Genomic DNA, 14,445 nt, shown 5'->3' with positions numbered 1-14,445 from the left:
GCTGCGGGTTGGTGGCTGGTCGCGCCCACGCGGCGGAGCCGCAGATCGACACCGCCCCGCGCCCCTGGGTGGGCACACTCGCCTCGGTCGAGATCATCCCGTTGGCAGATGCTGCATGAAGGCCCGTTCCAGGTACGGCACGGCCCGCTGGCCCGTCACCGCGAGCGCGATCGAGGCTGCGACGCCCGTCCAGGCGAGGGGACCGAGGGGCGTGCAGCCGAACAGGTTGCTGAGGCCGGGCGTCTCGACCAGGACGAAGAGGGCGGCCGCGGAGCCGAGGGCGGTGGCTTGGACCAGCGGGCTGCCCCGGCGGTCGGCCAGGGTCTGGGCGAGCTGCGTGCCGACCACCGCGCACAGGGCCATCGTGGTCGAGCGGCGGGCGGTGCCGGGGGTGAAGCGGCCGATCAGCCAGGCGGACGTGGCGCCCATGGTGGTGGTCAGGGCGCGGTGCCGGATCTTGCGGATCAGGGGTGCGCCGAGGAGGGAGGTGCCGAGGGGTTCGGTGCCTTCGGGAGTGGCGGGGTCGCGTTGGCCGGGCTCGGTGCCCTCGGGGGCGGCGTGACCGTCCCCGCCCGGCTCGCTGCCCTCTTCCTTCGGCGTCACCGCCACCGCCATGGCCGGGAACAGGTCCGTGAACAGGTTGACCAGCAGCATCTGGCGGGTGGACAGGGGCGACGCGCCCGACAGGAGGGTGCCGAGGAGGCCGAAGCCGACCTCGCCCGCGTTGCCGCCGATCAGGATGGCGATGGCGTCGGCGACGCTGTGCCACAGGGCCCGGCCCTCGGCGACGGCCTCGATGAGGACCGTGAGGTCGCCGTCGGTGAGGACGAGGTCGGCCGCGTTGCGGGCGGCCGCGGAGCCGCGGGCGCTGATGCCGACGCCGATGTCGGCGGCCCGGATGGCCGCGGCGTCGTTGGCACCGTCGCCGACCATGCCGACCACCCGGCCGGCGTCCCGGAGTGCCTCGATGACCTGGAGCTTCTGCTCAGGGGCGACCCGGGCCACCACACCCATGTCACGCAGCAACCGGGCGCGTTCCTCCCGGTCCGCGGACGCCAGCTCGTCGCCCGTGACCACGCCGGTGTCCTCGGGCCAGCCCAGGTCCGCGGCGATCGCGCGGGCGGTCTGCGGGTGGTCGCCGGTCAGCATGACGGGTCGTACGCCTGCCTTGCGCAGGCCCTCGACGAGGGCCGGGGACGTGTCGCGCGCGACGTCGGCGAGGGCGAGCAGGCCGGTGAACTCCAGCTCCTGCAGGGGCTGTTCCAGGACGTCCGCCGCCTCGCCCAGGGGGCGCCGGGCCACCGCGAGGACGCGCAGCCCGTCGCCGGCCAGCTTCTGCGCCGTCTCCGTGGCCGACGAGGGCAGGCCGGCGCAGGCGGGCAGCACCGTCTCGGGGGCGCCCTTGACCACGAGTACCGGGCGGCCGTCCTCGGCCCGGCCGACGGCGGCGGCGTAGCCCCGGCCGGCCTCGAAGGGCAGTCCCTCGGTCTGGGTCCACTCCGGGTCGGGGCCCGCCGCGTCGAGGACGGCCTCGTCGGTGGCGTGCACGGGCCGGTCGGAGCCGCCGTTGAGCTGCGGGCAGGCGCGGGCCGCGACCCGCAGGGTGGCATCGGCCTCGTCCGGCTTGCGGACCGTGCCGTCGGCGTCGGTCACGCGCACCAGGCGCAGCCGGTTCTCGGTGAGGGTGCCGGTCTTGTCGAAGCAGATGGTGTCCATCCGGCCGAGCGCCTCCAGGGTGCGCGGCGCCCGGACGAGGACTCCACGACGGCTCAGCCTGCGGGCGGCCGCCAGCTGTGCCACGGTCGCCACCAGCGGCAGCCCCTCGGGGACGGCGGCCACGGCCACCGCCACGCCGCCGCTCACCGCACGGCGGATCGGCGTGCCGCGCAGCAGCGACAGGGCTGTCACCCCGGCGCCGCCCGCAAGGGTCAACGGCAGGGCCTTGTCGGTGAGTTCCCGCAGCCTGGCCTGTACTCCGGCGGACGGCGGCTTGCGGGAGGCGAGGGCCACGGCCCGGGCGGCCTCCGTCCGGTCCCCGGTGTCCACCACGACGGCCCGGGCTTGCCCGGCCACCACGGTCGTACCCTCGAACACCATGCAGCGGCGGTCCGGCACGGCCGCGTCCGGCGTCGGGTCGGTCCCCTTGTCGGCGGCCAGGGACTCCCCGGTGAGCGCGGATTCGTCCACCTCCAGGCCGTCCGTCCACACCAGACGGGCGTCGGCGGGCACCACGTCGTCTGCCCGGAGCTCGATCAGGTCGCCCGGACGCAGCTTGGCGGCGTCCACGAGGTGCGGCTCGGGCTCCGGTTCGTCGGTCGTGACGCGTGCCTTCCGCTTCTGCTTCGCCAGCAGCCCGGACAGTGCCCGCTCTGCCCGCATCCGCTGAATACCGCCGACCAGCGCGTTCAGGTCGAGCGCGCCGACGACCAGCAGGGCGTCCACGACGGAGCCGAGGATCGCCTCGGCTGCCGAGCCGACGGCCAGCACCGGGGTGAGGGGGTCGTCGAGTTCGCCACGTACGGCCCGGGCGAGCCGCAGCGGCCCGCTCACCGGTGCCAGCGCGCGCTTCTCGCCCAGCGCGCTGATCGTCTTGCGCGCACGGTCGGTGACCTGCTCGGACAGGGTCGGCTCCGGCTCTGCCTCGTGTTCGTGCTCCAGCCGGTCGCGGACCTCGGTGGGCTCCAGTTCGTGCCAGGCCACGCGCGGACGGGGGTGCGGGGCCCGGGCCACCGCCACGCCCAGGGCCGCTCGCACGCCGGTCAGCAGGGCCCATGCCGCGCTCACGTCCACCGGTGTGTGACGGAGCCCGGGCCAGGGCGTACGGCGGCCACGCTCGGACTGGCCGATGGCCACCAGGAGCCCGGACAGGGCGGCCCCGGACCGCGCCAGGACCTGCGACCTGCGACCGACCCCGCGAGCGGCGGGGACCGCCCGCAGCAGCCGCCACACGTCGGCCAGTCCGTGCGGGGCCAGCACGTCCGCCCCCCAGACGAGGGCACCGTCGCCGTCGGTGAGGGCGACGGCCACATCGCCGGCGAGCAGCCCGTCGAACACGTCCTCGTCGCCCGCCCCCGGCCGGGCGACCGTGACGACCACGCCGTCGTCGGCGCGCAACCCGTTCACCACATCGCTCAGCGACCGCTCGTCGCTCACCACCTGGTCGGCGAGGTTCGTGAAATCGGCCAGGGCGGGGTCGTCCACCATCACGACGCGCAGGCCCGCCCGCCGGGCCGCGTCCAGCACGGTCTCCGCCCAGGGGTCCGCCCCTGCTCCGTGGGTCCGCAACGCGCTCGGGTGCAGCACGATCGTGTCGGCCATCTCCAGCTGCCGCAGCCGCTCGGGGTCCCGCACCAGGACGCCCGTACGGGACAGCGCGCAGCTCAGTACGGCGTGGAAGGCGGCGGGCCCGTAGCGGGCGGCCTTGGGGGAGCCCGCGAGCACGGCCTCGGCCGCCTCGGTGCCGTCGTGCTTGACCAGCAGCGTGGCCACGGCGCCCACGAGGCTGCCGGTCTCGGCGTGCGCCGCGTACTCCTGGGCCGGGGAGGTGCGCAGCGGCGGGCGCGGGCAGTGATCCCCGGCCACGCTGCACCGCTCGGGCACACAGATCTCGTCGTGGACCATGTCGAACGCGGCCGCGCGCGCCACCGTGTCCGCCAGTTGCAGGGAGCGCAGCGAACCGTCCAGCACCAGCGCGGTCGGGGTCCGGCCGGCGCCGTGGACGGCCGCGTTCACGACGGCCAGCACCAGATCCATGCGCGTGCGGCCGAGCCGCGCGCGCAGCCAGCCGCGGAAGCGCGGGTTCTCCCGCGCCAGCGTCACCAGCGCGGTCACCGCCCTTGGCGTGGTCGGCAGGCGCAGCCAGTATCCGATGAACGCGGCCGCGATGCCGATGCCGTCGGCGGCGAGTGTCGCGGCGGCCGCCCGCACTCCGGCGGGGTCGGCCGGGTGCGGGATCTCCTCCACCGCCTCGTCCGTCTGGGCCAGGCCGTGCCGGGCCGCGATCTCGGACGCCTTCTCCACCACTCGGTCGCTGACGGACTCCTCGACGGCGGTCACCACCAGTCGGCCAAGGCCGCCGTCCCAGTAGGCGAGAGCCACGTCGGGCCGCTCCAGCAGCGCTGCGGCGACCCGGCGCGCCACGCGTTCCGTCCCGCCCTCCCGCCGTACGCGGTCCGGTGCCGCGGGCCGCAGTGCGAGGTGGATCCGGGTGCCGGACCTCCAGGGGTGCGGGCGCAAGGGCAGCGTGTTGCGGGCGACCCGCAGGACCCGCGCCGCGGAGTCGGCGCCCCGTACGCCTGCCCGGGCGGTCCCTGCCACGGCCCCCGCGGCGGCTCCCACCGCGGGGGCGGCTCCTCTGGCGAGCAGCCGGGGGCCGGCCGCGACCAGTCCGGCCGCGGCGGCCGCCGGACGTGTGACTGTGCGTGTGAGGAGTCCCAGAACCATCGCTCGCCCTCGGCCGGTCGTACGGTGACATCGCCTTTCGTGGGCCCCGGGTTCCCGCAAATTGGCATGTCATCCGCCCCCAGGTGCCCCGGACACCTTCCCGGGGCACCCGCGGCGAGGGCTGGTCGCGTGCGGCGGGCGGATCGCGACGGCCTGAGGCGCCGGCCCCCGCCCGCGGCGGTCCGCGGAGATCAACCTGTCGTGCAGGCCGTCCCGTTGAGCGTGAAGGCGCCCGGCGCCGCGCTGTTGCCGGTGTGGTTCGCCTGGTAGCCGATGCTGACGCTCGCCCCTGGTGCGAGCGCCGCGTTGTAAGAGGCGCTGGTCGCCGTCACCGCGCCGGAGGCCGGAGTGTACGTGGCTCCCCAGCCGTTGGTGATCGTCTGCCCGGCGGGCAGGGCGAAGCCGAGCTGCCAGCCGTTGATCGCCGTCGTGCTCGTGTTGGTGATCGTGACTGAGGCGGTCAGGCCCGTGTTCCAGGCGTTGGTGGTGGCGCTCACCTTGCAGGTGCCGGGCTGGGGCTGGGGTGCGGGGCCGCCGCTGTCGAGGCCGAAGAAGGCGAGGACCCGGGCCGCCATGCCCTGGCTGTAGAGGTTGTGGCCGACGCCCTGGAGACTGATCGCCTCGACGGGGGCCCGGTCACCGGTGCCGCCGTAGCGGGTGCGGGTCCAGCCGGACTGGGGCGTGTCCGTGGCGGCCGGGGTCTGGCTGACACCGTGGACGTTCGTCCACTGCTTGATCATCTCGCCGAAGTTGGGATAGCGCAGGACGTCGTCCTCGGTGCCGTGCCACAGCTGCATGCGCGGGCGGGGGCCGGTGTAACCCGGGTAGGCGCCCCGCACGAGGGCTCCCCACTCCTGCGGGGTGTGCGTCACGGTGCCGTTCGCGCAGGCGCTGTTCCACTCGGAGCCGTCGGTGGTGGCGAAGCAGCCGAAGGGGACGCCCGAGAAGGCGGCGCCCGCGGCGAACACGTCGGGGTAGTCGCCGAGCAGGACGTTGGTCATCATCGCGCCGGAGGAGATGCCGGTGGCGAAGACGCGGCCGGTGTCGGCGTCGTAGGTGCGGGTGACCCAGTCGACCATGGACTTGATGCCGACCGGGTCGCTGCCACCGTCGCGCTTGAGCGCCTGCGGCGAGGAGACGTCGAAGCACTTGCTGCTGCGGGTGACGGACGGGTAGAGCACGATGAAGCCGTACTGGTCGGCGAGTGTGTCGTACTCGGTGCCGTTGTACATGTCCGGGCCGGAACCGGTGCACCAGTGCACGGCCACCAGGACGGCCGGGTTGGCGGTGACGCTGTCCGGCACGTACAGGTACATGCGCAGGTTGCTGGGGTTGGTGCCGAAGTCGGTGACCTCGGTGAGCGTCGCGGTGGGGACCACGTCGGCGGCCTCGGTGCGGGCGGCGGCCGCGGGGGCGGTGACGAGCAGTGCCGCCAGCAGCGGCAGGAGGGCTGCGAGGGCGACGAGTAGGGCGTGGAGCGGTCTTCTCACGGCGGTGCCGGTGGGGGTGGGCACGTCCTTGTCCCTTCTGGCGCTGTCGGTACCGGTCAGCAGGAGCTGTTGATCTGGGTCATCAGGGCGAGCTTCCAGGGGAGTTGGGAGTAGTCGCCGCTGGAGGCGGGGTCCATCCCCTGGTAGAGGAACCGAAGGCGGCAGGGGTTGATCGTGAGGGTCTGGTCGACGCCGTCGCGGATCATCTCGCCGTGGCTGAAGTCCGTGGTCCACGCGGGCTGTCCCGGCCCGAAGGTCACGTTGGTGGACCGGAGGAAGGGGGTGGCCTCGGTCTCGGCCAGTGGTGTCCACCCGCCGCCCAGGCGGTCCGCGGTCCAGGCGCGGAAGTAGCGCCGCCAGTCGGAGCCGGTCGCCAGCGCCTCGACGAGCATGAGGTACTTGCCGCCGCTGCCGAGGCGGTAGACGTTGCTCCCCTCGAAGAGGTCGAAGCGGTTCGGCTCGGACAGGACGACGGTCGTGTCGCGGAAGCCGTTCGGGAACTCGGCGACCGTGGTGCGCGAGCGGTACTCGTGGCCGTTGCCGTCGGAGGAGAACAGATGGCAGCCGGTGTCGTCGCAGATGACCCAGTAGTCGAGCCGGCCGCCCGGGCCCTTGTTCTCCGTGACGATCGGCGGCTCGGCGTCGAAGAAGTTCCGCGGCGCGCTCCAACTGCCCGGATCCGAGGGTCGTCGGTGGTGGAGAAGCTCGGCAGCGGGGTCTGGTAGACCATGTACCACTTCTTCTGCGGCGGGAAGTAGAACACCTGGGGAGCGGCGACGTACCGGTTGCCGATGTCGGGGTTGGTGTCGAGGAACCTCTGTGGTGCGGTGCCCGCCTGGGACCAGTCGGTGAAGCTGGTGTGGGCCAGGCTCCATCGCCCGGAGGTGTCGGCCGTCGTCATGTAGACGTGCCAGCGGTTGTTGTGGCGGAACACCGTCGGGTCCTTGACCGAGACGACCGGATGCGTGGCGTCCGGCTTCGTCGCGATCAGCGGTCCGCTGGACGACCAGGTGAAGGAGCCGGGCAACGGTCCGGCCCGGTCCACCCGTGGGCCGCCGGCGGCGGCGCGGTCCGGGGGATACGGCCACGAGGCCGAAGGCCGGCAGAGTGAGCGCCAGCGCGCTGATCAACGTACGCATATGTGGAGTCGGCATGGACTCGCCCTCTCGCAGGGAAAGCGTCCGGAGGGCATCGTGGCATGGACACGCTCATCATGGAAGCGCTCCCACACCGGGCGGGAGGCGCTCCCTCGCCGGGCACGAAGAGAGCCCCTACCTCCTACCAGGGCTGACTGGATTCTTTTGCGCAAAGCGTTGACCAGAAAGCGCTTGCCCTTTACGTTCCGTTCAGCAGGCTGACCGAGCCGCATCGCCGCACCCCCACATGGTCATCCTGTCCGCGCGCGGCGTTCTATATGACGCACATCGTTCACGTACACGATCGAGTAAGTCCTTCTGAAGGGACGCACCCGCATGCGCACTCTCCCCCCACGTGCACGCCCGCAAAGAACCGCGCTGGTGACGGCGGCCGCAGCCGCTCTCGCCACCGCCGCCGTCCTCGTCCTGCCGCAGCCCGCCGGAGCCGCCGAGACCTCACCGGTCGGGTTCGGTGCCGGGACGACCGGTGGCGGCAGCGCCTCGGCGGTGACGGTCTCGACGCTGGGCGCCTTCAAGACCGCGGTCACCGGCAACTCGGCCAAGGTCGTCCGGGTCAACGGACTGATCTCGCTGAGCGGTCAGGTCGACGTCGGCTCCAACACCACGGTCCTGGGCGTCGGTTCGTCGTCGGGGTTCACCGGGGGCGGGCTGCGGCTGAAGAACGTCACGAACGTCGTGGTCCGCAACCTGAACATCAGCAAGCCGGTGGCGCCGGCCGACGGCATCACGGTCCAGGCGTCGACGAAGGTGTGGATCGACCACAACTCCTTCTCGGCCGACCGTGACCACGACAAGGACTACTACGACGGGCTGCTGGACATCAACCACGGCTCGGACAACGTCACGGTGTCCTGGAACACCTTCAAGGACCACTTCAAGGGCTCGCTCGTCGGTCACAGCGACAACAACGCGAGCGAGGACACCGGCCACCTGAAGGTGACGTACCACCACAACCACTTCAGCAACGTCTACTCGCGCATCCCCAGTCTGCGCTTCGGCACCGGGCACTTCTACAACAACTACGTGGCCGGCGCGGACACCGCCTGCCACTCGCGCATGGGCGCGCAGATGCTCGTGGAGAACAACGTCTTCCGCGACACCAAGATCGCCGTCACCACGAACCGCAGCAGTGACGTGGACGGCTACGCCAATCTGCGCGGCAACGATCTCGGCGGAGCCGCCACCGAGATCTCCCGGGCCGGCACCTTCACCACGCCGCCCTACAGCTACACCGCCGAGTCCGCGTCCACCGTCGTCGCCTCGGTGACGTCCGGCGCGGGCACCGGAAAGATCTGACCACCCCCCAACTGGAAGAAGGCATCCGGGACATGACTTCACCAGCAAAGCCCCGCGCCCGTCGGCGCGCACTGACCGGCGGCCTGGCCGCACTCGCCCTTTCGTCTGTCATGATCACGACAATCGGTGCACCGCCGGCGAGCGCCGCCACCTGGCCGACGCCCAACGGCAGCCAGGGGACCTCCTCCACCATCTCCGTGTCCGGCACCAAGGACTACGGCATGAAGCGGTTCTACGGCACCGGGGCCCTGGCCGGTGACGGCCAGGAGGAGGGCCAGGACCCGATCTTCAAGCTCGCGGCCGGCGCGACGCTGAAGAACGTCATCATCGGCGCGCCCGGCGCGGACGGCATCCACTGCGAGGGCAACTGCACGCTGCAGAACGTGTGGTGGGAGGACGTCGGCGAGGACGCCGCCACCTTCCGGGGCGGCTCCACGTACAACGTGATCGGCGGAGGCGCGAAGAAGGCGGCCGACAAGGTCTTCCAGCACAACGGGCCCGGCACGGTGAACATCTCCAACTTCGCCGTCAGCGAGTTCAAGACGCTGTACCGCTCGTGCGGTGACTGCTCCACGCAGTACACGCGCAAGGTCAACCTCAGCAACATCGAGGTGACCGGCACGGGCTCCACCGCCCGCCTCGTCGGCATCAACGTCAACCGGGGCGACGTGGCGACGCTGCGCGGCATCACGATCCTCAACGACGCGAGCCGCAAGGTCATCCCCTGCCAGAAGTACAACAACACCACAGCCGTGGGTACGGGTCCGGACAGCACGAACTGCCTGTACTCCACGTCGAACATCACCTACAGGTAGCCGACAGCCGCAGGCGAACCCCCCACGGTGAAGGCGGTCGTTCGAAGCGCCCCCGCACGGCGCTTCGGACGGCCGTCGCGTCGTTCCCGGCGGCCATGCGCGCGTATGCCCGCGTTCGACTAACGGAGACCACGCGCGTGTACGTCCGCGTTCGACTGACGGCGACCACGCGCGTGTGCGTCCGTGGCCTCCTCGCGGCCGTCACGCGCGCGTGCCTCCGCTGCCAACTCCCGCCGGTAGTCCGCGTATGCGGCCCGCAGCTCCGCGCCCGGCCAGTCGGGCGGGAGGAGTTCGGGGGGCAGCACAGGGTCGGCGAGCAGGTGCCGTACGACGGCCGCGAAGGCGGTGAAGCGGTCTGACGGTTGCCGGGCGTGGGTGACATGGGTGAGCAGGGCGCGTCCCGTCCTCGCCCACACGTCCAGCGGCCACAGGCTCGCCGCCAGCTCGCGCGCGGGGCGGTCGGGGCGGGCCGTGCAGCGCTCGGTGACCCGCCCGAGGTCGTCCGGCAGGGGGCGGCGCAGGTTGGCCGGCCGCAGCCAGACGCCCTCGCGCAGCTCGGCGAGCCGGAGCCGGGTCAGCTCGTTGCGCAGTTCCGCGCGTTCGGCGGGGCCGCGGCCCGTGGCGGTGACCACCACCATCTCCCAGTCGCCGTGCCAGGGCCGGGTCTCGGGGTGGACGGCGTCGTCCTGGCGCCGCTGGCGTTCCAGCAGCCGGTCGCTGAGCCGGTAGACCGTGTCGGCGCGCCGCAGGTCTCCGGCCGCCACCATCCGGCTGAGCGCGGCGCGCAAGGTGGATCCGGCGATCCCGAACGGCTCCACACTGCGCACCAGGTCCTTCACCGGCAGCTCGGGCGGATGCAGACCCAGCAGCAGGCTCAGGACGACGGACCTGGCGGACAGCGGGCGCAGTTCCACCTCGTCGGCCTGCGGTGAGGCGTTGTACGGCATGGCGACGACTGTACGTGGCGGTGCGACGGTGACGTATTACAGGATTGCTGCAACCGCAGCCGTGCTGCAACACTGGCGGCATGGTCTCGATACCCGCGCAGGAGCAGCCCGGAGTCGCGTTGGAGCAGCCCCGAGTCACGCAGGAGCTCTCCGGGCAGTACGCCACCCACGACGTCACCAACCAGCCCCCTCCCCTGGCCCCGTACGACGCGTCCGAGGACACGGCCCTGCTCGAAGGGCTGCGCCGCGAGGGCGCCGGGTGGGCCGAGGAGGACATCCGGCGGCTCGGCCTGCGGGCCGGGAGCGTCGAGGCGCAGGAGTGGGGTGAGCAGGCCAATCGGCACGAACCCGAGCTGCGTACGCACGACCGGTACGGCCATCGCGTCGACGAGGTGGAGTTCCATCCGAGCTGGCACCACCTGATGCGGGTCGCGGTCGCCGAGGGGCTGGCGGGTGCGCCCTGGGCGGACGAGCGGCGCGGCGCCCATGTCGCCCGGACGGCCGGCGGGCTGGTGTGGGGGCACACCGAGGCCGGGCACGGCTGCCCGACGTCGATGACGTACGCCGCCGTCCCCGTGCTGCGCCGGCAGCCCGAGCTGGCGAAGGTCTACGAACCCCTGCTGACCAGCCGGGAGTACGACCCGGAGCTGCGCGTGCCGACCGAGAAGCGGGGCCTGCTGGCGGGCATGGGGATGACCGAGAAGCAGGGCGGCTCCGACGTCCGTACGAACACCACGACGGCGACGCCGACCGCCGAGCCCGGCGTGTACACGCTGCGCGGGCACAAGTGGTTCACCTCGGCGCCCATGTGCGATGTCTTCCTCGTGCTGGCGCAGGCTCCCGGCGGCCTGTCCTGCTTCCTCGTGCCGCGCGTCCTGCCCGACGGCACCCGCAACACCTTCCGCATCCAGCGCCTGAAGGACAAGCTGGGCAACCGCTCGAACGCCTCCTCCGAGCCCGAGTTCGACGGGACCGTGGCCTGGCTGGTGGGGCCCGAGGGGCGGGGCGTCAAGACGATCATCGAGATGGTCAACTGCACGCGGTTGGACTGCGTGATGTCGTCGGCGACGCTGATGCGCAAGACGCTCGTCGAGGCGGGGCACCATGTGCGGCACCGCAGCGCGTTCGGGGCGCGGCTGATCGACCAGCCGCTGATGCGCAACGTGCTGGCCGACCTGGCGCTGGAGTCCGAGGCCGCCACGACGCTCACGCTACGGCTGGCCGGCGCGGCCGACCGGGCGGTGCGCGGGGACGACCCGGACGGGGCCGAGGCGGCGTTCCGCCGGATCGCCACCGCCGTCGGCAAGTACTGGGTCACCAAGCGGGGGCCTGCCTTCACCGCGGAGGCCCTGGAGTGCCTCGGCGGCAACGGCTACGTCGAGGAGTCGGGCATGCCCCGCCACTACCGCGAGGCTCCCCTGCTGTCGATCTGGGAGGGCTCGGGGAACGTCAACGCCCTCGACGTGCTGCGGGCGCTGAGCAGGGAGCCGGCCACCGCCGAGGCCCTCTTCGCCGAACTCGCCCTGGCGCAGGGGGCGGACGCCCGGCTGGACGCGGCCGTCACCCGTCTGAAGGGCCTGCTCGCGGCCGGTTCCGAGGCCGGGGCCCGCCGCCTGGTCGAGCAGACGGCCCTGACCCTCCAGGCCTCCCTCCTGGTCCGGCACGCCCCCACGCCGATTGCCGACGCCTTCTGTGCGAGCCGGCTCGGCGGCGACTGGGGGCACGCGTTCGGGACGCTGCCGGATGCCGCCGATGTGGACGGCATTTTGGGGCGGGCGCTTCCGGGCGGGGCGTGAGGCTCGGCCCCGGCCTGCCCGAGGGCGATCCGCTGCCCCGCCCGTGGTCGGGCGGTGGACACCTGAGGTGGGGTGGACACCTGAGGGGGTGGAGCGGGGCAGGGGCTGCTCCGCATCCTCGGCCGTCAAGGGGTGGTCGTACGCGAGAGCTGGCCCTGTGGCGGGCTCTGCCCCCCTGGGCCCGGAGTCCTGGCGCCGGCGTTCTGGCGCGCCCCCGGCGGGCGCAGCAACGCGCGGATCCGGGGAGATGGGCGCCATGGGAGGAGCTCGCCCGGCCGTGGCCGCCAACTCGGAGCTGCCAACCGCCCTCGTGCGCGGCGGCCGAGGCCACCGCGTCCTTGGCGGGCCGGGCCGCGGGGCGTCCTACCCGGCGCCACCGAGACGCCGTACGGCGCGATCCGAGGGCAGGGCGGCGCGATCCGACGGGCGGGACGGGCCACGCCTTTCCACGGGCGCGGCAGCCGCGACCCTTCGCCGACCCCTCGTACAGCCGTCAGCCCGTCGTCCGCCCGCCCCACAACGGCCCGAACCGTGCCCACTCGTAGCCCCACTGGTCGATGCGCCGGCTCTCCAGGCGGCTGCGGAGGGCGCGCCCGGCGACGAAAGGTACGCATGCGGCGCAGACACCCGCGAGGCCGCCGACCAGAGTGGCCCGGGTGCGGGCCTCGGAGGCGGTGGCGGGCTGGGTCACCAGGCGGCCCTGGGGGTCCGTCCAGACGGTGACCGGCGTACCGACGCCGCTGCCGGGCCGGACGCGGGCCTGTCCGGTGTGCGCGGAACCGTCCTGCGCGCTCCAGCGGACCTTCGCCCACACGCTCGCGCCGCTCGACGTGCCGGAGCGCGCGTCGGTCGTGCCCGGCGCCCGCTCGGTGAGGAGGGCGACGACGGGGCGCCACTCGACGCGCTCCCTGGCCATCCCCTCCTCCACCGTGCCGGCCGTCGCCAGGCCAGCGAGCACTCCTGCGAGGACGGTGAGCGCCCAGGCGGCGAGCAGCACCCACGCCTCCATCGCGTCGGCCCGGCGCTTGAGCGGATTGCGCCGCCATCGCCACAGCCACACCTTCGGACCACGGAACGCCATCGAAGGCTTCCTCCTCATGAGCGCACGAACCTGCCGGACCCACCTCCCTCCCATACGGGAGACGGCAGGCGGATGCTCACGGCACGTACCGGGAGACGACCGTGGCACGGGTCACGCGGTCCCCGCGGCTGTCTGCCGGAAAGCCCCCGCAGCTCGCGGCTGCGAGCTATCATCGCCGCCCTGACCTGCGACGTCGGCCTTTCCAGAGGTGACTGTCAGTGCCGGGGTGCAGACTGGCCGGTACCTGAGACAAAGACGTCGCGGAGGTGATCGGCATGACCGAGGTACTGCTCGCCGTGGGCACGCGCAAGGGGCTGTTCATCGGGCGGAGGCGAGGTGGCACCTGGGAGTTCGACGAGAGTCCCTACTTCAACGCCCAGGCCGTGTACTCGGTCGCCATCGACACGCGGGGTGAGCGTCCGCGGCTGCTGGCGGGCGGCGACAGCGCGCACTGGGGCCCGTCCGTGTTCCACTCCGACGACCTGGGCCGCACCTGGACCGAACCGGCCCGGCCGGCCGTCAAGTTCCCGAAGGACACGGACGCTTCCCTGGAGCGGGTGTGGCAGCTGCACCCGGCGGCCGCGGAGCCGGACGTGGTGTACGCGGGCACGGAGCCGGCCGCGCTGTACCGCTCGGAGGACCGCGGCGAGACCTTCGAGCTGATCCGCCCGCTGTGGGAGCACCCGACCCGGTCGAAGTGGGTGCCGGGCGGCGGCGGTGAGGGCCTGCACACCGTGATCACCGACAAGCGCGACGCCCGGGCCGTGACGGTCGCCGTCTCGACGGCCGGGGTGTTCAAGACGACCGACGGCGGTGCGAGCTGGGTTCCTTCCAACTCCGGTGTCTCCGCGGTGTTCCTACCGGATCCGAACCCGGAGTTCGGCCAGTGCGTACACAAGATCGCCCAGGACGCGGCGACTGCGGACCGCCTCTATCTGCAGAACCACTGGGGCGTGTACCGCAGCGACGACGCGGGCGCGCACTGGACGGACATCGGCGAGGGCCTGCCGTCCACGTTCGGCTTCGCGGCGGCCGCACATCCCCACCGCGGCGAGACGGCGTACGTGTTCCCGATCAACGCCGACTCCGACCGCGTGCCCGCCGACCGCCGATGTCGTGTCTTCCGTACGGCGGACGCGGGCAAGACCTGGGATCCATTGTCGGCGGGGCTGCCGCAGGAGGACCACTACGGCACGGTGCTGCGCGACGCGATGTGCACGGACGACGCGGACCCGGCGGGCGTGTACTTCGGCAACCGCAACGGCGAGGTGTTCGCGTCGGCCGACGACGGCGACAGCTGGCGGCAGTTGACGTCGCATCTGCCGGACGTGCTGTGCGTGCGGGCCGCGGTGATCGCATGAGCCGTCCGGGGCGCCACGGCTTACGGGCCGGCCTTGGCCACCGGTTGATCACCGCTGCC

At 72.8% G+C, this 14,445-nt stretch carries 8 protein-coding genes and 1 pseudogene; 4 read left to right on the top strand and 5 right to left on the bottom strand.

The window, feature by feature from the left end; genetic code table 11:
* Positions 1-93: 93 nt before the first annotated feature.
* The 3 genes and pseudogenes from QQM39_RS41845 to QQM39_RS41835 all read right to left on the bottom strand — a co-directional run bounded on the left by QQM39_RS41845 (position 94) and on the right by QQM39_RS41835 (position 6,978).
* Complete coding sequence (locus QQM39_RS41845; RefSeq protein WP_302002789.1) at positions 94-4,443, bottom strand: cation-translocating P-type ATPase; 4,350 nt, start codon at positions 4,441-4,443, stop codon at positions 94-96.
* Between the two features lie 191 nt (positions 4,444-4,634).
* The gene (locus QQM39_RS41840; protein ID WP_302002788.1) at positions 4,635-5,957 is read right to left on the bottom strand and encodes a PHB depolymerase family esterase; all 1,323 of its coding nucleotides are present in this window, start codon (positions 5,955-5,957) and stop codon (positions 4,635-4,637) included.
* Between the two features lie 32 nt (positions 5,958-5,989).
* Positions 5,990-6,978 (bottom strand): annotated as a pseudogene (locus QQM39_RS41835) (non-reducing end alpha-L-arabinofuranosidase family hydrolase).
* Between the two features lie 427 nt (positions 6,979-7,405).
* Between QQM39_RS41835 and QQM39_RS41830 the strand changes: the two are divergent.
* Together QQM39_RS41830 and QQM39_RS41825 are read left to right on the top strand one after the other, a co-directional pair.
* On the top strand, positions 7,406-8,386 hold the full coding sequence (locus tag QQM39_RS41830; RefSeq protein WP_302002787.1) for a polysaccharide lyase family 1 protein: 981 nt from the start codon (positions 7,406-7,408) through the stop codon (positions 8,384-8,386).
* Positions 8,387-8,418: 32 nt separating this feature from the next.
* Positions 8,419-9,201 (top strand): pectate lyase, encoded by a 783-nt coding sequence (locus tag QQM39_RS41825; protein ID WP_302002786.1) that lies wholly within the window; start codon positions 8,419-8,421, stop codon positions 9,199-9,201.
* 119 nt (positions 9,202-9,320) lie between these two features.
* Here QQM39_RS41825 and QQM39_RS41820 read toward each other — a convergent pair whose 3' ends face one another.
* The gene (locus QQM39_RS41820) at positions 9,321-10,148 is read right to left on the bottom strand and encodes a PaaX family transcriptional regulator C-terminal domain-containing protein (protein WP_302002785.1); all 828 of its coding nucleotides are present in this window, start codon (positions 10,146-10,148) and stop codon (positions 9,321-9,323) included.
* An 80-nt stretch (positions 10,149-10,228) separates the two neighbouring features.
* Here QQM39_RS41820 and QQM39_RS41815 point away from each other — a divergent pair, with 80 nt between their 5' ends.
* Positions 10,229-11,944: an acyl-CoA dehydrogenase family protein gene (locus QQM39_RS41815; protein ID WP_302002784.1), complete on the top strand. Its 1,716-nt coding sequence runs from the start codon at positions 10,229-10,231 to the stop codon at positions 11,942-11,944.
* A gap of 493 nt (positions 11,945-12,437) precedes the next feature.
* Here the strand turns inward: QQM39_RS41815 and QQM39_RS41810 are convergent, their stop codons facing one another.
* A complete protein-coding gene (locus QQM39_RS41810) occupies positions 12,438-13,025 on the bottom strand; it encodes a hypothetical protein (protein ID WP_302002783.1) in 588 nt (195 codons plus the stop codon).
* A 275-nt stretch (positions 13,026-13,300) separates the two neighbouring features.
* Between QQM39_RS41810 and QQM39_RS41805 the strand changes: the two genes are divergently transcribed.
* Entirely contained in the window at positions 13,301-14,386 is a 1,086-nt protein-coding gene (locus QQM39_RS41805) for a sialidase family protein (RefSeq protein ID WP_302002782.1), read from the top strand.
* Positions 14,387-14,445 lie beyond the last annotated feature (59 nt).

It is taken from the genome of Streptomyces sp. DT2A-34, from assembly GCF_030499515.1.
Lineage (GTDB): Bacteria > Actinomycetota > Actinomycetes > Streptomycetales > Streptomycetaceae > Streptomyces.
This window is presented reverse-complemented; position numbering and strand designations above follow the sequence as displayed.